Genomic DNA, 21642 nt, shown 5'->3' on the forward strand with positions numbered 1-21642 from the left:
AGATGAAAGCGGTCCAATTCACGGAACACGGCGACCGAGACGTCCTCGAATACGGCGACTTCCCGGACCCGGAAGTCGGTCCCGACGAGGTCCTCGTCGACGTGAAGGCGGCCTCGCTCAACCACCTCGACATCTGGACGCGGCGGGGGCTCCCGGGCGTCGAGTTGGAGATGCCGCACATCCCCGGAAGCGACATGGCCGGCGTCGTCACCGAGGTCGGCGAGCGCGTGAGCCGGTTCGAGGCGGGCGACCGCGTGGCGCTCATCGCGGGCGTCGCCGGCGGCGGCGACGAGTTCTCCCGGAAGGGCGACCCGACGCTCGCGCCGGACTTCCACATCATCGGCGAGCACGTCCGCGGCGTCCACGCCGAGTTCGCGGCGATTCCCGAGGAGAACCTCGTGCCCGTCCCCGAGGGCGTGCCGTGGGAGGTCGCCGGCTCCGCGTCGCTCGTCTTCCAGACCGCGTGGCGGATGCTCGTCGACCGCGGCGAACTCCGCCCCGGCGAGAAGGCGCTCGTCCTCGGCGCGTCCGGCGGCGTCGGCCACGCGGCCGTCCAAATCGCCGACTACGCGGGCGCTGAAGTGTACGCCACCGCCTCCACCGACGAGAAACTGGAGTACGCCAAGGAGTGCGGCGCGGACCACGTCATCAACTACGAGGAAGACGACTTCTCGAAGGAGATTCGCAAACTGACCGACGGCCGCGGCGTCGACATGGTCGTCGACCACATCGGCGAGGCGACCTACAAGCAGTCGCTCAAGAGCCTCGTCAAGGGCGGCCGCGTCGTCACCTGCGGGGCGACCACCGGCCCCGACCCGGGCGCGGGCCTCAACTACATCTTCTGGAACCAGCTCTCGGTCATCGGCTCGACGATGGCGACGCCCGGCGAGGCCGACGAGGTGCTCGACCTCGTCTGGGACGGCACCTTCGAACCCCGCATCCGCGAGACGCTCCCGATGAGCGAAATCGACCGCGCGCACGAGCTCATCGAGGAGCGACAGGGCTTTGGCAAGGTGGTCGTAATCCCCGATAGTGAGCTCTGACACCACGGCTCGGGACGGCGCGACCGCCGAGTCAGACACCTACGTCCACCGGCCGGACGGCCCCGCGGTCGGCGGCGACGGCTCGGAGCCGGAAGCGACCGGCTTCGGGAGCCGCGGCTGGGTGCTCGTCGGCGTCGTCGCGCTCTGTTTCCTCGTCGTCCCCGGCGCGGTGTACCTCGTGCCGTCGCTCCCGGCGATGGCCGGCCTGCCGTACCTCGCGGCCATGCTGGCCCTGCCGATGCTCCCGGCGCTCGCGCTCGGCCTCGTCGCCGTCTGGTCGATGACCGCGGCGACCCGCGGCGACGACTGAACCGTCCGTAACCGAACTTCGACCCGCCGAGACCGCTCCCTCGAAGCGAGCGAGACGCCCGCCCGTTTTCACGACCGATTCTCTCTCGCGCCCGAGCCGCGCTCTCGTCTGCCGGTCTCGACTCCCGTCCCCGGTTCTCGACGGTGGAATTGCGTGTCGATATAAATGGTTCCGACAAGGCTTATCTCTGTTCGTGGTTGACATTCACACGCACAGATGTTCGAACGCTTCTCCAGCAGTTACTTCCTCGGCCGGTTGTACGTCGAGCCGTACGACGGGACCGAGGCGGCGATTCACCGAACGGAACACGAGCGACTCAACGAGTGCGTCTACACGGACGGTAGCGGCGTCGAGCGAGTCGACTACCCGCTCGTGATGAAACTCGACACGGCCTACTTCCCGGTCGTCGGCGACGACGGCGTCCCCTCGGGGACGCTCGCGCTCCCCCGAGACGCCGTGGACTCCGACGCGCTCCCGGACGACCGGCCGGTGCTTCTCGTCGACGCCCCGCGAGCCGCCGAGTTGCTCCGGTACGCCGGCTACGACCCCGACGACTTCGCGCCCGGCGGACCCGACGGCTCCGGCCCCGACCGACCCGACGACAGGCTGGCCTGAGTCGCGCCGCCGTCGCGCGGGCGGAACGCCCGCCAATCGCCTCGTCCCCGCTCGCCGCGCCTCGCGTCCGAACGCTCAAGTGGTCGGCCCGCACGCGTCCGTGTATGCTGGACGAGTTGTTGGGTCGAGCCGAACTCAAAGCGCGCATCGCCGAGTTGGAAGACGAACGCGACGCGTTAGCCGGGCGTCTGGAGGGCGAGTCCGAGCGCCGGGCGGAGGCGGCCCGCGCGCGGCAGGAAGCCGAGAAGGAGGTCAACCGCCTCGAAGACCGCATCACCGAACTCGAAGACCGCGTCGAGCGCCTCTCGGGCGACGACGACTCCCTCGAGTTCCGCGGGACCGAGGACCTCCGCGGCGACCGCCTCCGCGAGGTGCTGTCCCGCCTCGATTCGTTTTCGACCGACGCGGAGGGCGCGCTCACCGCCGCCGTCTCCGACGACCGCTCGCTCCCCGCGGCCGCCGAGTCCGCCTTCGGCGACCGCGCCCCGCTCGTCCGCCGGGCCGCGCCCTGCGTCGCGCTCACCGACGACGCCGGACTGGTGAGCGTCGCGCTCTCGCCGCCGCGCCAACCCGACGACTTCGACCGCTGGAGCGACGGCTTCGACCTCGACCCGGCGTGGCTCCACCCGACCGAGACCACGGTGGTCGCGCTCGTCCGCGGCGACCTGTTCGCCCTCGGTCGCTACGAGGACGGCGACCTCGAATACGTCGAGGGCTTCGAGAGCGACGTGAAGTCCGCCCACTCGAAAGGCGGGTTCTCGCAGGCGCGCTTCGAGCGCATCCGCGAGGGCCAAATCGACGACCACCTCGACCGCTGTCACGAGGCGCTCGACGAGTTCCTCGACGGCGACGCCGACGCAGGCCCGGGCGCGGAAACAGCCGGCGACGACGCCGACCTCGTCGTCCTCGGCGAGCGAACCGTCCTCGGCGAGTTCCGCGACCGCGCCGCGCTCACCGCCACCGTGGACGCCAGCGGCGACCCCGAGGCGGCGCTCGCCGAGGCGTCCAGAGAGTTCTGGACCACGCGGCTCTACCGGCTCTGAGCCGCCGGCGACGCCGCGGATGCGTTCCCGAGACGCCCCGGAGAGTCGCAGACGACTCGGCGGCGCGACCCGGCAGTCGCCGCCGAATCGTCCCACCTTTTAGGGTGGCACGTAGTGGCATCCAGTATGACCGACCCACAGCGAGTCGTCGTCCTCGCACACGAGAAGTTCCCCGACCGCGCGAAGACCGCCACGGGCGTCCTGAAGTACGCCGACTACGACGTGGTGGCCGTCCTCGACCGCGACAACCCCGGCACCTCCGCCGCCGACCACCGCCGCGACCTCCCCGACGTGCCCGTCGTCGCGTCGATGGCCGACGCGCCCGACGCCAACGCCCTCCTCGTCGGCATCTCGCCCATCGGCGGCGCGTTCGACGAGACGTGGCGCGACGACGTTCGCACCGCCCTCGAACGCGGCTGTGACCTCATCTCCGGGCTCCACTACTTCCTCGACGAAGACGAGGAGTTCGCCCGCCTCGCCGACGAACACGGCTGTGACATCAACGACGTTCGCAAGCCCCGCGACGACCTCGGCGTCGCGCAGGGGAAGTCCGCCGACGTCGACGCCGAAGTCGTCCTCACCGTCGGCACCGACTGCTCGGTCGGCAAGATGACCGCGACGCTCGAACTCGTCGAGGCCGCCCGCGAGCGCGGCATCGACGCGGGCTTCATCCCGACCGGCCAGACCGGCATCATGATCGCCGGCTGGGGCAACCCGGTCGACCGCGTCGTGAGCGACTTCACCGCCGGCGCGGTCGAGCAGATGATTCTGGAGAAGGGCGACGAACACGACGTGCTGTTCGTCGAGGGTCAAGGGAGCATCGTCCACCCGGCGTACTCCGCGGTCACCTGCGGCATCCTCCACGGCGCGATGGCCGACAAGCTCGTGCTCTGTCACGAGGCCACCCGCGAGGCGATTCACGGCTACGAGGAGTTCGCGCTCCCCGACCTCTCGGAGTACGTCTCGCTGTACGAGAACCTCGCCGACCCGGTCCACGAGGCCGACGTGGTCGCCGGGATGCTCAACACCTCCCACGTCGACGACGACGTGGAGGCGGCCGAGGCCGTCGACGCCTTCGCAGACGAACTCGGCGTCCCCGCGGTTGACCCCGTCCGGTTCGGGTCGGCCGACCTCATCGACGAGGTGTTCTAGATGCTCACGACGGAGTTCGAGCGCGTCTCGATGCCGCTCGCGGAGCCGTTCGGCATCGCCCGCGGCGTCCAGACCGAAGCCGAGAACGTCGTCGTCCGCATCGAGGACGAAGGCGGCATGACGGGCGTCGGCGCGGCCGCCCCGTCGTCGCACTACGGCGAGACCGCCGACACCGTCGAGGCCGTGCTTCCGGACCTGCTCTCGGTAGTCGAGGCGGTCGGCGACGCCCACGCCATCGACCGCATCGAGCGCGAGATGGCCGAGACGGTCCGCCAAAACCCGGCCGCGCGGACCGCCGTCAGCATCGCTCTCCACGACCTCGCGGCCAAGCGCCTCGGCGTCCCGCTGTACCGCCTCTGGGGGCTCGACCCCTCGCGGACGCCCACCTCGTCGTACACCGTCGGTCTCGACGATCTCGACACGATGCGCGAGAAGACCGCGGAGGCGTACGAGGCCGGCTACGACGTGCTCAAGGTCAAACTCGGCACCGACCGCGACCGGGCCATCATCGAGGCCGTCCGCGACGAGGCCCCCGGCGCGACCATCCGGGTCGACGCCAACGAGGCGTGGACGCCCCGCGAGGCCGTCGAGATGACCGAGTTCCTCGCCGACTTCGGCGTCGAGTTCGTCGAACAACCCGTCCCCGCCGAGGACCGCGAGGGGCTGAAGTTCGTCTACGACCGCGGCGCGCTTCCCATCGCGGCCGACGAGTCCTGTATCACGGCCGACGACATCCCGCGCATCGCCGACCGCGTCGACATCGCGAACCTCAAACTGATGAAGTGCGGCGGCCTCACGGAGGCCAAACGCGCCGTCCACGCCGCCCGCGCCCACGGGCTGGAGGTCATGCTCGGCTGTATGATAGAGTCGAACGCCGCCATCGCGGCGGGCTGTCACCTCGCGCCGCTCCTCGACTACGCCGACCTCGACGGCTCGCTCCTCCTCGCGGACGACCCCTACGAGGGAGTCCCGATGCCGAACGGCGGGATCGACCTCGAAGCGCTCGACCGACCGGGAACCGGCGCACAGCGTCGGTAACGCGGACGCGGCGACGCTCCGACGCCGACCGACGCCGACGCGAGACCGCCGCCCCCGTCAGGACTCCCAGTCGAGGTCGTCTTCGCGGGTCTCAGACCGAAGCACGAACGGCCCGATAGAGAGCGTCCGTTTTGCGACCGTCGAGATGCGGAGGACCGCGGCCGCGAGCACCGCAAAGGGCGAAAGCGAGACGGCCACCACGAACGCCACGGTAAGAAGCAGGTTCGACACGCCGAGCGTCGCGCCGGTAATCGTGGTCGGGTCGTCGAGGAAGAGAATCGCGCCGATGCTCGCCACGAGCGCGGGGACGGCCGCGTAGAACATCGTCCGCGAGAGGTCGACCAGTTCCCACCGGAAGTACAGCGTCTTGACGTGCTCGCGGGCGGGGCCGAACAGTTCGAGCGCGTCGCGTAGCTCCGACAGCGCCGTCTTCGTCTCCGCCGAGAGGTCGGCGTCGTGGACGCGGCGGAGCCGCGCCGCCTGATAGATTTTCCACGAGTAGTTGAGGTCCAGCGCCGCCGACAGCACCGCGAACGTCCCGAACTGCCGGCCCTCCAGCCGCTCTGCGACCGCCTCGGCGTTTGACTCGACCTCCCCGGCGAACTCGCGGACGCGGGCCACCGGGTCGCTGTCGGTATCGTCCGCGTCGCCGTCCGTACTCGTCTCGCCGCTCTCGCCGGCGTCCCCGTCCGCATCGAGCGTGTCTTCGACCGCCCGCGCCCGCGACGCGATGCCCTCGGCCAGCGCGCGCAGGAACGCCGAGGGCTCCGGCGGCGCGACCGGCGCGTCCAAGAGGTCGGCGACGTCCTCGCGGAAGCGCATCGACCCCTCCATCCGGTCGCGCTGGTCGCCCAGCGGGCCGAGTTCGCGCGAGAGCACGAGCTGATTGATGGTGACGACGAGCGTGACGCCCGTGATAATCGCGGTGAGAAGCCCCTGCGCGAGCGTCTCGATTGGGTCCGACGACTCGACGGCGACCCGGAGCGGGGTCGGGTCCAGTTGGCCGAGGACGACGACGCTACAGAAGACGACGACGAGCGGGACCGCGGCGACGGCGCGGCGGTCCGCGTCGAGGAGGGCGCGGAGCTTCGCGCGGCTCGTCGTCCCGCGCTCCCGCATCGTGTCGTCGGGCTCGCCGGCCGACGGGCCGCCGGTGTTCGACATGCCCGAAGCTATCGAGCGGCGGGGTCAAGTGCGTACTGGCGGTCGGTCGCGGAGACGACAGAGGCGACTGGGTCAGCCGAGCGCCTCACGGCAAGGCGTCGTCGGGTCGGGCGGGCGCGCTCAGGAGGACGAGGAGTCGTCTTCGTTCTTCAGCTCTTCGAGTTCGGCTTCGACCTCCTCGTCGGCCACCTCGGTCTCGACGTCCACGTCGGCGTCGCTCGCGCTCTCGCTCGATGACGATGACCCGGAGGACTTTCCCATCTCGGCCTTGAGCGTCTCCAGTTCGGTGTCGACTTCGGCGCTGGTGCGACCGGCTTCGAGCTCGCGCTCGATGGAGTCTTTGTCCGACAGCGCGTCGTCGAACGCGCCGGAGTCCATGAGCTCGTCCATCGCGGCCGAGCGGGCCTCCATCTCGTCGGTCTGCTCCTCGGCGCGTTCGAGCGCGCGCCCCACGTCGGCCATCTCGTCGCCGACGCCGGTCATCGCCTCGGAGACGCGGCTCGACGCCTCGGCGGCCTCGTAGCGGGCCTTCATCGTCTCCTTTTTCGTGCGGAACTCCTCGATGCGGCTCTGGAGTTCGTCCTTCTTGTTGACGAGTTGGTCTTGGGTCTCCTGCAGGCTGGCGATTTGCGTCTCCAGCTCCTCGATTTGGCTCATCTTGGCCTGCTTCTTTTCGAGCGCCTTGCGCGCGAGGTCCTCGCGGTCCTGCTGGACGGCCTCGCGGGCCTGGTCGTTGTGCTTTTCGACGTTCTCTTCGAGGCGGCGCTTCTGAATCTCCAGTCGCTTCTTCTGGGTGGTCAGGTCGGCGATGCCCTGTTTGACCTGCTGTAGCTCGTCGCGCATCTTCTCGTAGGAGTAGTCGAGCGTCTCGGTCGGGTCCTCCGCACGGTTGAGGAGGGCGTTTATCTTCGACCGGATGACGTACGACGTGCGAGAGAGAATTCCCATACCCAATTACTACGCGACGTTCGGCTTAAAACCTCACCAGCGCAACCTGTCTCTATGACCGAGACGATTCTCGTGCCCGGCGGCCGCGACGTGCGGGCGACCCTCGACCGCGCCCGCGGGGACGGCGCGGACGGCACCGACGACACCGGCGACGCGGCGGGCCAAGGCGCCGCGATTGTCGTCGCCTGCCCGCCCCATCCGCAACACCAGGGTCACCGCGGCGACGCCCGTCTCGTCGCCGTCAGCGACGCGCTCACCGCCCGCGGCGTCGACTGTCTCCGCTTCGATTACGGCCCGTGGGACGAGGGCCACGGCGAGCGCGCCGACACCCTCCGGGCGGTCGAGTGGGCCGCGGAACGCTACGACCGCGTGGGCCTGTTCGGCTTCTCGTTCGGCGGCGCGATGGCGCTTCTCGCGGCCGCCGAGGGCGCGGACGCCGACGCCGTCTCCGCGCTCGCCCCCGCCGGGCGACTCGCCGACGACCTCGACGCCGTCGCCGCCTTCGACCGCATCCCCGTCCCCGTGCAGGTCATCTACGGCACCCGCGACGACGTCGCCGACTGGGAACCCGTCGTCGAGCGCGCCCGCGAGTACCACCAACCCGTCGTCGAGTTCGCGGCCGACCACTTCTTCATCGGCCAAGAAGAGAAGGTCGCGGCCGCCGTCGCCGACTTCCTCGTATCGAACCTCGGCGTCGAGTGAGAACGGGGGGGACGACGGGGGAGAGGAGAGAACAGGGGCGAGCGACGGCGTCGCCCCCGACCCCAGCGACCCGCGACGAAACGACTCTCTCCCAACCATTCGACCGAACGACACTTCTGACTCGGCTCCGAAGCCGGGGCTATGGTCCCCCGCAAGCGGCTCGCCGCCGTCGTCGCCCTCCTCCTCGTCGGCGTCGCGCTGAGCCAGTCGTTCGCCGTCGCCACCTCCACCTCGTCGCTCGAATCGACGTACGAAGCCGAGCCGGTGACCGCCGACTCGCCGCCCGGTCTCGTCGCCTCCTACGACCCCGACGTGGTCAACCTCGCCGCGATGGTGAACCGGACGCCGCAACTCCGCGAGCCGGTTGCCACCGCCGCCCGCACCGGCCGGTACGACGGCGACATCGAACCCGAGGCGTACATGACCCTCTCGGACGTGAACGAAGACGCCGAGTTCGCCGTCTACGACGGCCGGTACTACCGGTTCTCGCTGAACGTCTCGGGCGACCCGGTCCGCGCGACCATCGAACTCGACCCGACCGACTGGGAGACGGTCGCCGCCGGGGCGTCGTCGCCCGCCGCGAACGCCAGCGCCGACGTGCGCGAGGCCATCGACGGCGGCACCGTCACCAACAGCACCTTCGTCGTGCCGGGGCTCTACGAGCGCGGCGGCGCGCACTACCTCATCCACCCGGCGAACGAGGGCGAGATTCTCGGGAACTTCCTCGCCATCGTCGGCGGGTTCCTGTTCAACCCCATCGGCTGGGCGTACACCGTCGCGGGTCTCGGCCTCCTCGGTGCGTTCCGGATTCACCGACGCGCCCGCCCGCTGGACCGCCGAACCGCCGTACTGGTCGTTCCCGGCACGCTCGTCGCCATGTGGCTGGCGACGACGCTCACCAACACGGGGTCGCTCGGCATGCGCTACGTCCTCGTCCCCGGCATCGGCGTCGTGACCGCCTTCGGCCTGTTCGCCGGCTTCTGCATCCGCCGCGGGTCGTGGAAGTCGCTCGTCGGTTGGAGCGTCGCGCTCGTCGCGGTCGTCATCGCGGCCGACGCCGTCGCAATCGGTCTCGTCGGCACGATTTTCGGCACGCTCGGACTCGTCGTCGGCTGGTTCGGGAGCCTGTTGCTCGTTCCCTACGGCTACGCGCTGGCGGCTGACGCCGAAGACGAGGTCGAAGACGGACCGGGGGCGGTGACGGCCGCGGAGTTGGGTGACGGGTGACTCGGCTCTCGGGACTCGGTGTGTGAGCGTGGAGACAGAGGGGTAATCAGTTTCTCAGTTGTACTCGCGCCATCGGTAGCCGCACTCTTGATGCTTGCTAAGTTGAAGTTTGTTATTTTCTGTGTTTGACTCTCAACAGAGCCAAACCTCACGAGGATGGGATCCTTTTGCGAATTGCTTTGCGGAACCAGTCACCTCTATTAATATCTCTGTTATTCCAGTCCCTACTCTGGATTCTGAATAGGTAATACAGCTCGTGGACTAGCCAAGTGACCCACGAAAGGAGAACGAACACACCGAATAGTAGCTGTATTTGTGGATTCAATTGGTATGATTGGAGGAGGAAAAACAGTCCAGAAAACAGAAGCAGGCCGGAGTATCTGAGAGCTGTTATTTGTAGATGAAATATTACTACTCGAATGTCACTAAAGAGTTCCAGAATGAACGTGAGCATCAAGAAACCAGCACAGACAGTCAGGACTCCAATCGTAAGTTCCTGATAGTAGCCAATCTGGTTATCTTCCAGTATAAATTTAATCACCACTAATACGATAGCAAACAGGGCGACTGATTCTGATGCTGTTCTGTCAACCACTGACATTGAATCCTCAGCGGAGGGAGCTTCGGTAGTCGATGCTGGATTGATTAAAATCTGTCCAGCGGGAACAAATATAAAAATCCCAAGTAAAGCGAGATATATCAATCCTAAGGAAGTCATCTAACTATTTACGGTGTTCAAAGCAGTAGTCGTGTTCTCGCCCTACAACAGTTTTACATCCTGATTCAGTACAGGATTCCTGTAATGTGTCGGTTTCAGATTCGTCATTAGACATACTCAGTTTCGGTGTTTTGGACAAAATTTATGTTCTCGGCCTATGGTTTCGTCACATCCAGACTTAGCACACATACTAAGCTTTTGATCTATCTCAAAGGAGTCATCACCTAACATAATCACCCTCGGTGCTTCGGACAAAATTTGTGTTCTCGCCCAATACTGACTTTACAGCCGTCTTCGAAGCAAACTCTAACATTAGCCGATATACTCTGTTTATTTTCGTCATCAGACATAGCAGAATAGGTTAAGCCTCCCGGTGTTTAAAGCAGTAGTCGTGTTCCCGACCAATACGATTGCCACAGCCACTTTCCCTACAAACTCCTTGGAGCATCCGCTTTTTGTCATCTGTCATTATTCTTGATGCAGGGTGCAGAAATCGTGTTCCCGGCCAATTTGATTATCGCAACCAGTCTTTGAATAAGTCACATATCGTTTAATTGTGTCTCTATCGTCCTCACTCATACATCAAATCTGTAAATCTCAACACATCAGTTTTACGGGGATTAATGTGGTAGAGAGAACCTACGAAAATTACCAAATTTGTTCGACCACTTCTTTCGGATGTCCGAGTCTAAGTGGAGGCACTTCATTGTCGCTGTGACGCTCTTGTACCGGAGTTGTTCTCTCGGTGGTGTGGGCCGACGTGGTTCGCCCAATATGTTATGGCCCCGTGACAGATATTATTCCACGAGAACTCTCTGAACCGGCAGTATCCTACCTTTCCAATAGGCAATTCCGTTTGATGTTCTAATCTGAATTGACTAGACATGTGGTAAATTCTTTCAAAACTTGTCAAAAATACACCCTCGGCTTTCAGAGGTTTGGGCGGGCTGTTAGTTGTACTCGCGCCACCGATACCCACATTCCTGACATTTAAAGAACCGCGTCGGCGGTTCGTCGGCAGAGCCGGTCTGTTTGATAGTGTACCACGCTTCGGTGTGGCCGCAGTCGTCGCAATGAACGTCCTTGGCGGTCGGTTTGCCCTCGAACTCAGCGCCCTCTTCGGTCTCGATGAGTTCGTCGCCCGACTGCGCCTCGGTGGAGACGAACTCCGCCGCGAGTTCCTCGTCGCGCTCGGCGGTCCCCCCGCAGTCGTCGTTCGTGCAGGTCATCGCGCCGTTCTGGCTCACCATCATCGAACCGCACTCGTCGCAGAACTGCATACCCGCCGGTAGCGGACCGAGGGCAAAGAAGCTGTCACTCCGTTCTGTCGCGGGAAGAATCAGAGTCGCCCCGCCGCGCGCGCCGTCAGTCGTCGTTGTCGACCATCGGGCAGTTTCGCACCCGGAAGTGGTCGCTGTCTTCGAGTTCGACGATGGTCGTCCCCTCGTGGTGGCACGCGAGTTTCGGCGGCTCGCCGAAGTGCTCACAGCGCTGGCAGAACTCGGTCTTGGGGACGACGTGGTCCGCGACGCCCTCGCTGGCGTCGACCGGGGTGGCCTCGGCGCCGACGCCGACGCCCTCCGCCTCCTCGCTGTCCCCGCCCTCGACGAGCGACGTCCACACGTCGTCGCGGTCGAGTTCGCCGACTTCGACCGACTCGAACAGTTCGGTCACGTCGTCGCGCTGGTCGGTGACGCGCGAGCGGTCGCGGCGCTCGGCCACGCGCCCCGCGAGGTCCGAAAGCGGGGCCGAATCGGCGTCGCCGTTGCGTCCGCCGCGGTCCGCTTCCGGGGGGCGCTCGGCGTCGGACGCGCCGTCCGTCGGGTCGTCGCGCTCGGCGCGGTCACCGCGGTCGCCGAAGGTGTACGTGTGGTCTCTCTCCGCGTCGTCCGGGGGGTCGTTGTCGTCGGTCATCGTCTTCGTGGGCTCTCAGTCGTCGCCGTGTTCGCTCCCCGCCGCGGCACCGGCACCCCGCTGGGCGGACTCCTCCTCTCGGGCGGCGGGGGACCGGTCGCGCTCGTCGATGGGGGCGTCGTCCGCGTCCGAACCGGAACCGGCGTCCCGCTCGTCGGGGATGGCCTCGTCGAGTAGGTCTTCGACCTCGTCGGTCGCGCCGGACGAGTCAGCCGCCTCCAGCGCGGGGAGCCGGCCGGTGTGGAGCGTCGCCGTCCCGAAGAACCCGGGCGACGACGACAGGTCGCGGAAGGGAGTCCGACACGACGGACAGCGGGGTTCCGCGAGCAGGTCGAGGTGGACGGTCGCGTCGCACTCCTCGCACCGCGCTTTCTTCTCGCCGGCCGCGTTCGCCGAACGGAGGAGTTCGGCGAGCGCCGTCCGTTCGAGGTCGGCGGCTTCGAGGTCCGCCGCCCGCCCGCGGAGGTCGAGGAGCGTCCGCGCGACCGTCCGGAGGTTCTCGTCGAGCGTCGCCGTCGTCTCGTCGAGGTAGCTGAGAATCTCCTCGAAATTCTCGAAGCCGGCGTCGAGTCGGTCGTCGAGGTCGGCCACGCGGTTGCGAACCGCGTGCACGTCGTCGGCCAGCCGGTCGAGTTCGCCGTCCAACTCGGGGTGCGCGTGGTCGCGCGGCGCCTTCTCGTCGGTCTCGCGTTTGACCTGGACGACGCGCGTCCGCACGTCGGCTATCTTCTCGTCGAGGTCGCCTTCGAGCGCCTCGACGCGACCCTCGACCCCGTCGAGTCGGCCGGGAACAGATTCGCTCTCGTCGATTGATTCGCCCGCGTCGATCACGGCGAGCCGGTAGGTCCCGAGGGCCCGCGCGAGCACCGTCTCCGGGTCGACGCCCTCCTCGTCGGCGCGCGCTTCGACCCACGTGCGGAGGTCGTCTGAGAGCGACAGCCCGTCTTCCCCTTCCATCTTCGTGTCCAGTTTGTCTACGGAGCCTTAAGAACTGTCCCCGAATCGGAGACAGGTTGTCGCACGACCCCGTCCCGGTTCGCTCAGCGAATCTTCCGCACGTCGCTCACGTCGAGGCCGCTTTCGTTGATTTCGGTCTCGAACTGCACGATGTTCTCGCTCTCCAGTCGGGCGAGCACGCCGCGGAACTCCTGGACGACCATCGTCCGCGCGCGTTTCGACCCGCCGGACTCCCACTCGAAAAGCAGTGTCCCGCCGGTCGCGCCCTTGAGGACGCCGAGTTCGGTCTTCGAGAGCGCCTCGGTGCTCGCGAGCACGAGGATGAGCCCGCCCCACTGGTAGGAGGCCTTCTCCAGCCCCTTGATGACCATCGCGATGTCCGACCACGTCATCTCGTCGGACTGGCTCGCCACGAGGTCGGTCAGGGAGTCGATGACGACGAGGTTCCCGGGGGCGTGTTCGCTCAGAGTGCTCCCCAGCGCGCCCAACACGGACTCGCGGTTGTGTCTGTGGCCGAGGTCCTCCAGCTTCGTCGGCTGGCCGAGGTACCACTCCCGCGGAATCGGGCTGAGCTGGAAGTACTCCGGCGAGAGGTCGTGGAACTCGATGTGTTCGACCGCGGACTCGACGACCTCGTCGTCCATCGTGTAGCCCATCTCGCGGCGCAGGTACTCCTCGCCGGAGGTAAAGGAGACGTAGTGAATCTCCGGCGGCGGCGTCGCGGTGTCCGCGAGCGAGCCGTAGTGGAGGTCGAACAGCTCCTCGTCGGTGTGCGAGAGGGCGTTCATCGTCGCGCTCGTGTAGAGGAACTCCCGAGCGCCCGCGCCGGACTCCCCCGCGAGGAGCACGACGTTCCCCGGGGGTGCGCCGCCGCCGATGATGCTGTCGAGGCGGGGGACGCCGAAGGGGATTTGAGACATACCGAAGCCGACTCGGCCGCGTCGGTTAGGCGTTTCGGGGAGCGTGGTGGGGCCGTCGCGGTCGCCACCTCCGACTCGCCCCGCGATGCTCGCACCCGTTTGCTCACGTCCGTTCGCTCACACCCGCTTCACTCGACGCGCGCGCCGCGGTTCCGCCCGCGGGCGACCGAGACGGTGCCGTCGATGTCGGCGTCGGCCAGCGCCGCCCGGCCCGCCTCGACCGCCTCGTCGACGTGGTCGGCGTCGGTGACGCCGTAGACGCACGGCCCCCACGACGACTGGCCCGCGCCGTAGACCACGGGCGACTCCGACAGCGACGAGACGAGCGCGCCGACCGGCGGCCGGTAGACGCCGCCCTGCTCGTCGGCGTACCACGTCCCGTTGAGCCGGCCGACGGACTCGACGGCCTCGCCGAACCGCTCGGCGGACCCCTCGGCGAGCGCCGGGAGGAGCCGCCGGGTGACGATGCCGGCGATGCGGTCGCCGGTCTGCGCGTCCGCGCGCTCGACGACGGAGCGCATGCTCGACTCCTCGGCCGCGCCGTTGCGGCCGGGGTCCGTGTCCGGGACGACGAGCAGGAATCGCCAGCGGTCGGGAACCTCGTGTCGGGCGGCGACCGCCGGCACCGACCACGAGCCGTCTTCCGGGCGGTCGGTGGTGAAGCGCGCGGTCGGGTGACCCGCGTCGAGGACGGCCCCGCCGGCTTCGAACGTGGCGACGCCGACGCCGGAGCGGCCGCCGCGACCCATCTCGGGGGCGAGGCGGCGCACGTCGGCCTCGCGGTCGGTGGCGGCCGCGACCGCCCGCAACACCGCGAGCGCGAGCTGTGTCCCGCTCCCGAGGCCGGCGTGTCGCGGCAGGGCGCGCTCGACCGAGACGTCGACGCCCTCGACGCCGAGGAGTTCGACCGCCTGCTCGGCGTACTCGCGGGCGGCGGGATGCCGGCACCGAACGTCGGCCGCGGGCTCGGCGGCGACGACCACCCGCGGCTCGTCGAGCGCGACGCCCACGCCGCCGTAGAGGCGGTCGCGGGCGAGGCTCAGATTGAGGAAACCGAAGTGGATGCGCGCGCCGGTCGAGACCCGAACCATGTCACCGGCTATCGGCGGGGACGCCAAAAGGGGGTTTCGACCATGGCAACGCGGGCCGGGGTCTCCCGCCGCTGTCGGTCGGTTTTGACTCTCACGGCGGGCGTCAGAAGAGGGCCGGACGCTCGACAGCGCGGGGAGAACGGGCGTGGGCCGAACCGAAGCGGGGTCGGGAACTCCAGCGAGACCGGTCGCGTCGGAGCGACCGCGTTACGAGGTCGTCTCGGTCGATTCCGTCTCGGTCGCCGTCGTCTCGTCAGCGGTCGTCTCGGTCGATTCCGTCTCGTCTGACTCGTACGCCACCGTCACCTCGTCGGCGACGGGCTGGAGGACGTACTTGCCCGCGTTCCCGGCCGTGACGGGCGTGAAGTCGGCCGTGAACGTGGTCGTCTCGTCGGCGCGAATCTCGAAGGACCGCTCGAACTTCAGCGGGGCGGAGCCGGGCACCTCGATGGTCGCGGACGACCCGTCTGCGAGGGTCGCGTCGGTCTCCGACACCTCGACCTGCAGGAACTCGTAGGTGCCCGTCTCCAGTTCGAACTCCTCGACGAGCGCGGAGGCGTCGCCCTGCAGTTCGACGAGGTCGAGTGCTGTGTCGCCCGCGTCGAGCGACTCCGCCTCGCCGTCGGCGAGTTTGACGCGGACTGTCGAGACCGTCACGACGCAGGACTCGAAATCGTCGATGTCGCCGGGCTTGTCGCTCACGCGGGTCGAGAGCGTCCCCGTCGTCGCGGACGCGGTGCCCATACAGCCGGCGAGGCCGGCGGTGGTTGCGGCGGCGATTCCGGCGGCGGACGTGAGGAAGCGTCGTCTGGTGTGTGTCATTGGTTGGTGTTCGCGTGTCTGCGGGGGTCGCGGCACTGCCGGGCGTCCCGGGGTGATGACTGGTGGGGGCCGCCCGCCCCCGCGACATCGACCGCTCTGCACGCCGCCGTATTGAATGGTGAAAACCGGCTCGCCGGCTTGCGGTCGTTGGCGTGAAATTCGGCTCGAACGGCGTCGAATTTCGCCGAGTTTCGTCGGAAAACGTGGGGTTCTCACCGCCTCCCCGCGCGGGTGGGCGGCGGACGGTATCGACTCAGCGCACGCGACAGACGTCCCCGTTAGTCGGCTGGTCGCGGGCGGGCGAGACGGCGTCGACGACGGGCAGGACGCTGAAGCCGGGCGACCCGCCGGTGGCGAAGCCGATGGCGAACACCGAGTAGGTTCGGCCGCCTTCGAGCGTCGTTCCGGGGAGGTCGAGCACGACCGTCCCGTCCGACGAGAGGACGACCTGCAGGTCGTACGTCCCGGCGGGGACTGTCTCGTAGTCCGAGACGTCGCCGAACGCCAGCCCCGAAAACAGCGTCGGGCCGTCTTTGACGACGATGTCGACCTCCGGCGCGTCGGGCGAGAAATGCGCGACGCGGACGCTGGCCTTGCCGTACGGTGCCGGGCGGTTCGTGTCCGCGAGCACGACGGCCGCGATGTCGGCGAGCACGCCCGTCGCCGCGACGGTGTAATCGCGGTTGCGACGGAGCGTGACCTCGGTGTCGATGACGACCGTCGAGGCGTCGCCAGCGGGCGTGACCTCGACCTGATACGTCCCCGCGGGGACGGTGAAATAGTCGGAGAGCACGCCGAACGGGACGCCCTGCAGGCCGGGGAAGGGGTCGCCGTTTACGTACACGTCTACGGGGGGCGCGTCGGGCGAGAAGTGGCCGACTCGGAACCGCGCGTCGCCCGCGGCGACGCCGCCGGGGCGTGCCGCCGCGGTCGTCGCGCCGCCTGCGAGCAGGAGACCGGTTGCGCCGAGGCTCTTCAGCATCGTTCGTCGGGAGAAAGACGACATTTGCAACTACCATGAAGGTCTGTGAAGATATTAATATATCTACAAATCAAATCGTGGAAGAAAGTCACCGAACCGAGACAGTCGGATGCTCCTGACCGTCTCAAACGAGTTCTTCCGCGACAACGTCGACCGCGAGCAGGTTCGGGTCGATGGCGAGGTCGGCTTGGCCCTTGGCGAACTCCGGGAGGGTGTCGTAGGCGTAGGTCACGACCCGCACGTCGGGGTTCAGCTCCTTGGCCACCGCGATGGCCGTCGCGTCGTCCATGTCGGTGAGCACGAGCAGGTCGGCGTCCTCGATGCCGGCCTCGCCGAGCGAGTCGGCGGAGGCGATGCCCGTGACGCGGACGACCGTCGCGCCCTCGTCTTCGAGCGCTTCGCCGAGTCCGTCGGGGTCCGCCCCCGCGACGACTGCCGTCGTCATTCGTACTCGATGGTCGCCGGCGGTTTGTGGGTCACGTCGTAGACGACGCGGGCGACGTTCTCGTTCGTCCCGGTGATGCGCGACTGGATGCGCTGGAGGGTGTCCCACGGCAGTTCCTGTGCGCGGGCGGTCATCCCGTCGCGCGACTCCACGGAGCGCACGGAGACGATCCAGCCGTGGACGCGGTTGTCACCCTTGACGCCGGTGCCCTTGCCGATGACGGCGGCGAACGCCTGCCACGGGTCGTGCTTTTCGGTCTCGTCTTCGACGACGTGACACGCGTCGCGGGCGACCTGTACCTTCTCGGGCGTGACTTCGCCGAGGACGCGGACCGCGAGTCCCGGCCCCGGGAACGGCATCCGCTCGGCGATGATGGATTCGAGGCCGAGCGCACGGGCGACCTCGCGGACCTCGTCTTTGTAGAGGTCGCGGACGGGTTCGACGATGCCCTCGAAGTCCACCACGTCCGGCAGGCCGCCGACGTTGTGGTGGGACTTGATGTTGCCCTCGGACTCGATGCGGTCGGGGTAGATGGTCCCCTGCACGAGGTACTGGGCGTCGGTCTCTTTGGCCTCGCGCTCGAACTCGCGGATGAACTGCTCGCCGATGACCTGGCGCTTTTCCTCGGGGTCGACAACGCCTTCGAGGGCGTCGAAAAAGCGGTCGCGGGCGTCGACGACGCGGAGGCTCTCCATGAAGGAGAAGGTGTCCGCAATCTGCTCGGTCTCGCCTTTGCGCATCAGGCCGGTGTCGACGTAGACCGGGGTGAGTTGCTCGCCGACGGCCTCGTAGGCGAGCGTCGCCGCGACGGAAGAGTCCACGCCGCCCGAGAGGGCGATGATGGCGTGTTCGTCGCCGATTTGGTCTCGAATCGATGCGGTCGCGTCTTCGATGAATTCGTCTACGTTTACCATTATGCGGTCACCTCTTCGTTGCCGAGTTCGCGCGCGTCGAGTTCGCCGAGGACCGCGCGGAGGAAGCCGAGGAACGGCGGGCTCGCGCGGTCGGGTCGGGAGCGGAACTCGGGGTGGAACTGCGTCCCGAAGAAGAACGGGTGGTTCGTCAGTTCGAGAATCTCCATGCGGTTTTCGGCGCGGCCGGAGAAGCGAAGCCCCTCGGATTCGAGCTCGTCGATGAGTTCGGGGTTCACCTCGTAGCGGTGGCGGTGGCGCTCCGTACAGGAGGTGTCGCCGTACACCGCCTCCGCGAGCGTGCCGGCGTCGATGTCGGTGTCGTGCGCGCCGAGGCGCATCGTGCCGCCCATCTCGTCGACCTCGTACTGCTCGGGCAGGAGGTCGATGACGGGATAGGGCGTGTCGGGGTCGAGTTCGGCCGAGTGGGCCTCGTCGTGGCCGAGGACGTTCCGGGCCTGCTCGACGACGGCCATCTGGAAGCCCAGACAGAGACCGAGGAAGGGGACGTCGTTCTCGCGGGCGTAGCGGATGGCCTCGATTTTGCCGCCGGTTCCGCGGGAGCCGAAGCCGCCGGGGACGACGACGCCGTCGGCGTCCTTCAGGCGCTCTTCGTGCTTGTCGAGCATCTCGTCGGAGTCGACCCAGAGGATGTTCACGTCGACGCCGCACTCGATGCCCGCGTGCTTGAGCGCCTCGTGGATGGACATGTAGGCGTCTTCGAGGGCGTACTTGCCGACGAGCGCGATGTCGACCGAGCCGGTCCGGTCGGCCGTGACGAGCTCGCGCCACCGGTTGTCGCGGTCTTCCTTCGGGAGCGCCTCGTCGGCGATGCCGAGCCGCTCCATGACGTACTCGTCGAGGCCCTCCTCTTCGACCATCAGCGGGACGTGGTAGATGTCCGGCACGTCGGGGTTGGAGAACACGGCGGCGTCCGGCACGTCGCAGAACTGCGCGATTTTGCTCTTCGTCGCCGGTTCGAGTTTGTCGTCGGCGCGGCCGACGAGGATGTCCGGCTGGAGGCCGATGCTCCGAAGCTCCTTGACGGAGTGCTGGGTGGGCTTCGTCTTCTGCTCGCCGTTCTTCGAGTAGGGAACGAGCGTGACGTGCGTGAACAGCACGTCGCCGTCTTCCTCCTCGGAGGCGAACTGGCGGAGCGATTCGAGGAACGGCATCGACTCGATGTCGCCGACGGTGCCGCCGACCTCGACGAGACACACGTCGGTCCCCTCGGCCGCCTCGCGGATGCGGCGCTTGATGTCCTCCGTGACGTGCGGGATAATCTGGACCGTCTTCCCGAGGTAGTCGCCGTCGCGCTCCTTCTGGATGACGTGCTGGTAGGTCTTGCCCGTCGTGATGTTGTGGTCGGCGGTCATGTCGACGCCCAGGAACCGCTCGTAGTTCCCGAGGTCGAGGTCGACTTCCGCGCCGTCTTTCAGTACGTACACCTCCCCGTGCTCGTAGGGGTTCATGGTCCCGGCGTCGACGTTCAGGTACGGGTCAATCTTGACCGCGGTGACGTCGAACCCGGCGTTCTTCAGGAGTCGCCCGGTGCTCGCGGCCGTGATACCCTTCCCGAGGCCGGACATGACACCCCCGGTTACGAAAATGAACTTGCGCCCCATCTCTGGGTCGTATTCGTCCGTCGGCATACTGACCGTGTGCGAGCGTACTTCAAAACCATTTCGGAGGGAACATCGTGTGCCAGAGCACCGCACGCACCAGAATCCGAGAGAATCGCGCGACTGCGACGCGGCGGCGACGCCGACGCGACGGTGTGCGCCCGGTCAGTCCAGCCTTTTAATGACTCGCGCCGGGTTGCCGCCGACGACCACCGAGTCGGGAACGTCCTTCGTGACGACCGCGCCCGAGGCGACCACCGCGTCGTCGCCGATGGTGACGCCGGGGTTGACGACCGCCCGCCCGCCGAGCCACGCGTTGTCGCCGATTGTCACCGGCTCGCCCGACTCGGGGCCTTTGATTCGCTCCGCGGCGTCGAGCGGGTGGGTCGCCGTGTAGACGTGCACCCCCGGCCCGAGCTGGCAGTTGTCGCCGATGGTGATGAGACAGACGTCGAGGAAGACGCAGTCGAAGTTGGCGAAGAAGCGCTCGCCGACGCGGACGTTGTAGCCGTAGTCACAGCGGAACGGCGGCTCGATTCCGAACGACTCGCCGACCTCCCCGAACAGCTCACGAATCAGTTCCTCGCGGCGCTCGGTCTGCGTCTCGTCGGTCTCGTTGAACTGGCGCGTGAGTCGACGCGCGCGCTCGCGCTCGGCGACGAGTTCCGGGTCGCTCGCGTCGTACGGGTCGCCGGCGAGCATCTTCTCCTTCTCGGAGGGCATACCGGCGATAACTGGCGGGTGGGTGGTAAGTGTATCCACGGCTTCCGCAACCGCAGGATTTGACTCGCCCGCCCGCGACCGTCCGTCCATGAAGGACTTCCCGCGACTCGGCTTCGGGACGTACAAACTCGAAGACCGCGACGAGTGCGTCGAGGCCGTGAAGACCGCCCTCGACGCCGGCTACCGCCACGTCGACACGGCCCAGATGTACCACAACGAGGAGTTCGTCGGCGAGGGGCTCGCCGAATCGGACGTCGATGCCGACGACGTGTTCGTGGCGACGAAGCTCGACACGGACAACCTCGGCTCCGACGACGTGTTGGAGACGGCCCGCGAGTCCGCCGAGAGACTCGGTGTCGACACCATCGACCTCCTGTACGTCCACTGGCCGCTCGACAGCTACGACGAAGACGAGACGCTCGCGGCCCTCGACGAACTCGTCGAGGAGGGCGTCATCGACCACGTCGGCCTGAGCAACTTCCGACCCGACCAGCTCGAATCGGCCATCGAGACGCTCGACGCGCCGGTGTTCGCCCATCAGGTCGAGATGCACCCGATGCTTCAGCAGACCGAACTCCGCGAGTTCGCCGCGGACCACGGCCACCGACTGGTCGCCTACTCGCCAATCGCGCGCAATCAGGTCGCCGACGAGGAGGTCATCGTCGACATCGCCGAGAAGCACGACGCGTCGCCCGCGCAGGTCGCCCTCGCGTGGCTGATAGCAAAGGGCGCGACGCCCATCCCGAAGGCCGCCTCGCCCGACCACATCCGCGACAACTTCGCCGCGCTCGACCTCGACCTCGACGAGGAGGACGTGGCCGCCATCGACGCCCTCGATTCGACCCACCGCATCGTCGACTTCGACGAAGCGCCGTGGAACCACGCCTGAGCTGAGCCGACCTGCCCCCGGCCGACGGCCGCGACGCTGAAGCCTCCATTTTCGACTGTTCGACCGCTCTGTATCCAATATTCGTCATCATGGACGCCCCGTCAAAACGGGACGTGCGACCCCGCCACAAACGGGGTGAAAATATATGATGGACTCGCCCGTACCGTCGAATATGGCAACGGTGGTGGTGGTGTGCCCGCACTGCGGACAGGAAGTCGAATCGAGATACGAGGGCGACGCCGACTTCGACGGTGTCAGACAGCGATTAAAAAGCGAGTATCGCGTCGCGCGGCAGACCTGCCCGGTCTGTTCGAACCCGTACGACCTCCGTCGGGCCTAATCGGCCCCGGCGGCGCGGCGACGGAGTCCTCGGCGGGTGGCCGAGGGCGTCGGCGTCGCGGTCGCG

Annotated in this window: 24 protein-coding genes; 10 read left to right on the plus strand and 14 right to left on the minus strand. The window is 67.3% G+C overall.

The window, feature by feature from the left end; all coding sequences use genetic code 11:
- Nucleotides 1–2 precede the first annotated feature (2 nt).
- The 6 genes from IEV64_RS01310 (at nt 3) to IEV64_RS01335 (ending at nt 5201) form a co-directional block, all read left to right on the plus strand.
- Entirely contained in the window at nt 3–1043 is a 1041-nt protein-coding gene (locus IEV64_RS01310; RefSeq protein ID WP_089777364.1) for a zinc-binding dehydrogenase, read from the plus strand.
- Nucleotides 1033–1353: a DUF7977 family protein gene (locus IEV64_RS01315; protein ID WP_007275266.1), complete on the plus strand. Its 321-nt coding sequence runs from the start codon at nt 1033–1035 to the stop codon at nt 1351–1353. The genes IEV64_RS01310 and IEV64_RS01315 overlap by 11 nt, the downstream gene beginning before the upstream one ends.
- Before the next feature lie 216 nt (nt 1354–1569).
- On the plus strand, nt 1570–1968 hold the full coding sequence (locus tag IEV64_RS01320; RefSeq protein ID WP_188422939.1) for a DUF5802 family protein: 399 nt from the start codon (nt 1570–1572) through the stop codon (nt 1966–1968).
- Between the two features lie 104 nt (nt 1969–2072).
- Nucleotides 2073–3011, plus strand: a complete 939-nt coding sequence (locus IEV64_RS01325; protein WP_188422940.1) for a Vms1/Ankzf1 family peptidyl-tRNA hydrolase — start codon at nt 2073–2075, stop codon at nt 3009–3011.
- Nucleotides 3012–3137: 126 nt separating this feature from the next.
- Nucleotides 3138–4163 carry an N-acetyltransferase DgcN family protein gene (locus IEV64_RS01330; RefSeq protein ID WP_188422941.1) on the plus strand — a complete coding sequence of 342 codons (1026 nt, stop codon included), beginning with the start codon at nt 3138–3140 and terminating at the stop codon, nt 4161–4163.
- Nucleotides 4164–5201 (plus strand): dipeptide epimerase, encoded by a 1038-nt coding sequence (locus IEV64_RS01335; RefSeq protein ID WP_188422942.1) that lies wholly within the window; start codon nt 4164–4166, stop codon nt 5199–5201.
- Nucleotides 5202–5258: 57 nt separating this feature from the next.
- Here the strand turns inward: IEV64_RS01335 and IEV64_RS01340 are convergent, their stop codons facing one another.
- Together IEV64_RS01340 and IEV64_RS01345 are read right to left on the minus strand one after the other, a co-directional pair.
- Nucleotides 5259–6365 (minus strand): DUF7972 family membrane protein, encoded by a 1107-nt coding sequence (locus tag IEV64_RS01340; RefSeq protein WP_188422943.1) that lies wholly within the window; start codon nt 6363–6365, stop codon nt 5259–5261.
- Between the two features lie 120 nt (nt 6366–6485).
- Nucleotides 6486–7313: a PspA/IM30 family protein gene (locus IEV64_RS01345; protein WP_004969511.1), complete on the minus strand. Its 828-nt coding sequence runs from the start codon at nt 7311–7313 to the stop codon at nt 6486–6488.
- 54 nt (nt 7314–7367) lie between these two features.
- Here IEV64_RS01345 and IEV64_RS01350 point away from each other — a divergent pair, with 54 nt between their 5' ends.
- Both IEV64_RS01350 and IEV64_RS01355 read left to right on the plus strand, forming a co-directional pair.
- Nucleotides 7368–8015: a dienelactone hydrolase family protein gene (locus tag IEV64_RS01350; protein WP_188422944.1), complete on the plus strand. Its 648-nt coding sequence runs from the start codon at nt 7368–7370 to the stop codon at nt 8013–8015.
- A gap of 141 nt (nt 8016–8156) precedes the next feature.
- On the plus strand, nt 8157–9242 hold the full coding sequence (locus tag IEV64_RS01355; protein ID WP_188422945.1) for a DUF8127 domain-containing protein: 1086 nt from the start codon (nt 8157–8159) through the stop codon (nt 9240–9242).
- Nucleotides 9243–9390: 148 nt separating this feature from the next.
- Here the strand turns inward: IEV64_RS01355 and IEV64_RS01360 are convergent, their stop codons facing one another.
- The 12 genes from IEV64_RS01360 to IEV64_RS01415 all read right to left on the minus strand — a co-directional run bounded on the left by IEV64_RS01360 (nt 9391) and on the right by IEV64_RS01415 (nt 20347).
- Nucleotides 9391–9960 carry a hypothetical protein gene (locus tag IEV64_RS01360; protein WP_152420726.1) on the minus strand — a complete coding sequence of 190 codons (570 nt, stop codon included), beginning with the start codon at nt 9958–9960 and terminating at the stop codon, nt 9391–9393.
- A 950-nt stretch (nt 9961–10910) separates the two neighbouring features.
- On the minus strand, nt 10911–11240 hold the full coding sequence (locus IEV64_RS01365; protein WP_188422946.1) for a transcription factor S: 330 nt from the start codon (nt 11238–11240) through the stop codon (nt 10911–10913).
- An 85-nt stretch (nt 11241–11325) separates the two neighbouring features.
- Nucleotides 11326–11874: a DUF8135 domain-containing protein gene (locus IEV64_RS01370; protein WP_007275275.1), complete on the minus strand. Its 549-nt coding sequence runs from the start codon at nt 11872–11874 to the stop codon at nt 11326–11328.
- A 15-nt stretch (nt 11875–11889) separates the two neighbouring features.
- Nucleotides 11890–12831 (minus strand): hypothetical protein, encoded by a 942-nt coding sequence (locus IEV64_RS01375; protein ID WP_188422947.1) that lies wholly within the window; start codon nt 12829–12831, stop codon nt 11890–11892.
- A gap of 83 nt (nt 12832–12914) precedes the next feature.
- Nucleotides 12915–13751, minus strand: a complete 837-nt coding sequence (locus tag IEV64_RS01380) for an RAD55 family ATPase (protein ID WP_007275277.1) — start codon at nt 13749–13751, stop codon at nt 12915–12917.
- Nucleotides 13752–13879: 128 nt separating this feature from the next.
- Nucleotides 13880–14842, minus strand: coding sequence for a beta-ribofuranosylaminobenzene 5'-phosphate synthase family protein (locus tag IEV64_RS01385; protein ID WP_007275278.1), 963 nt, complete (start codon nt 14840–14842; stop codon nt 13880–13882).
- 207 nt (nt 14843–15049) lie between these two features.
- On the minus strand, nt 15050–15664 hold the full coding sequence (locus IEV64_RS01390) for a DUF4382 domain-containing protein (RefSeq protein ID WP_188422948.1): 615 nt from the start codon (nt 15662–15664) through the stop codon (nt 15050–15052).
- 253 nt (nt 15665–15917) lie between these two features.
- Nucleotides 15918–16646 (minus strand): DUF4397 domain-containing protein, encoded by a 729-nt coding sequence (locus IEV64_RS01395; protein ID WP_188422949.1) that lies wholly within the window; start codon nt 16644–16646, stop codon nt 15918–15920.
- Between the two features lie 124 nt (nt 16647–16770).
- Entirely contained in the window at nt 16771–17091 is a 321-nt protein-coding gene (locus IEV64_RS01400) for a DUF7126 family protein (protein ID WP_004969520.1), read from the minus strand.
- Nucleotides 17088–18005: a glutamine-hydrolyzing GMP synthase gene (guaA, locus tag IEV64_RS01405; RefSeq protein ID WP_188422950.1), complete on the minus strand. Its 918-nt coding sequence runs from the start codon at nt 18003–18005 to the stop codon at nt 17088–17090. The genes IEV64_RS01400 and guaA overlap by 4 nt, the downstream gene beginning before the upstream one ends.
- On the minus strand, nt 18005–19654 hold the full coding sequence (gene pyrG / locus IEV64_RS01410; protein ID WP_007275281.1) for a glutamine hydrolyzing CTP synthase: 1650 nt from the start codon (nt 19652–19654) through the stop codon (nt 18005–18007). The genes guaA and pyrG overlap by 1 nt, the downstream gene beginning before the upstream one ends.
- Before the next feature lie 135 nt (nt 19655–19789).
- Entirely contained in the window at nt 19790–20347 is a 558-nt protein-coding gene (locus IEV64_RS01415; protein ID WP_007275282.1) for a sugar O-acetyltransferase, read from the minus strand.
- 88 nt (nt 20348–20435) lie between these two features.
- On the opposite strand from IEV64_RS01415, the gene IEV64_RS01420 reads away from it, so the two are divergent.
- Both IEV64_RS01420 and IEV64_RS01425 read left to right on the plus strand, forming a co-directional pair.
- Nucleotides 20436–21236, plus strand: a complete 801-nt coding sequence (locus tag IEV64_RS01420; protein ID WP_188422951.1) for an aldo/keto reductase — start codon at nt 20436–20438, stop codon at nt 21234–21236.
- Nucleotides 21237–21408: 172 nt separating this feature from the next.
- A complete protein-coding gene (locus IEV64_RS01425; RefSeq protein WP_158250821.1) occupies nt 21409–21576 on the plus strand; it encodes a hypothetical protein in 168 nt (55 codons plus the stop codon).
- Nucleotides 21577–21642: the final 66 nt, after the last annotated feature.

The sequence above is a fragment of the Haloferax sulfurifontis genome (genome assembly GCF_014635105.1).
GTDB classification, from domain to species: Archaea; Halobacteriota; Halobacteria; order Halobacteriales; family Haloferacaceae; genus Haloferax; species Haloferax denitrificans.